This window comes from Kocuria cellulosilytica, from assembly GCF_040981245.1.
Classification (GTDB): domain Bacteria; phylum Actinomycetota; class Actinomycetes; order Actinomycetales; family Micrococcaceae; genus Kocuria; species Kocuria cellulosilytica.
In genome coordinates, this window is sequence record NZ_JAVFWZ010000097.1 from 1 (window position 1) to 569 (window position 569).

Sequence of the window (569 nt, forward strand, 5' to 3'; positions counted from 1 at the left end):
CGCGGAGGCTTCGGCAGGTCGGCGGGCAGAGCGGGCAGGACGTCCTGGACCGCCCTCATCGGGCGGCGCCGCCGTCCCGGCCGGTGAACCGGTCGGTGAACCGCGGGCGCGGGGTCGTCGCGGACGTCCGCCGCGGGGCGGGCACGCGCCCGTGCGCCGGCTGGGCGATCTGGGCGCCGTCGGTGAGCGGGGAGAGGTTGGCGCGGCGCAGCGTGCGGGCGAACTCCCTCGCGCCCTCGACGGCGGCCGGTCCGTCCGCCTCCGCGCTGATCCGCAGCACGATGTCCTCCCGGGAGGCCGTGCCGGTGTAGCCGTGGTCGGCCTGGCACTGCGGGTCGTCGCACAGGGCCGGGGCCAGGTCGACGTGCAGCGTCCCGGTCCACGCGATCGCCAGGGTCACCTCGGAGATGGGGCTGTCCGGCCGGTAGTTGGCCGGCTGGTAGTACGAGTAGCTGAGCGTGACGGAGCGGATCTGGGAGATCCCCACCGTCTCGGTCGAGACCCGGGCGACCACGTCGCGGCCGCTCTCGTCGAACTCCTCGTCGTCCACGTGCGTGACGTGCAGGACG

General features: G+C 75.2%; 1 protein-coding gene. It reads right to left on the reverse strand.

Annotated features, from left to right (window positions below; translation table 11 throughout):
* Window positions 1–55: 55 nt before the first annotated feature.
* On the reverse strand, window positions 56–569 hold a 514-nt coding region (locus RCG67_RS17180), incomplete at its 5' end, for a DUF5998 family protein (protein ID WP_368828019.1).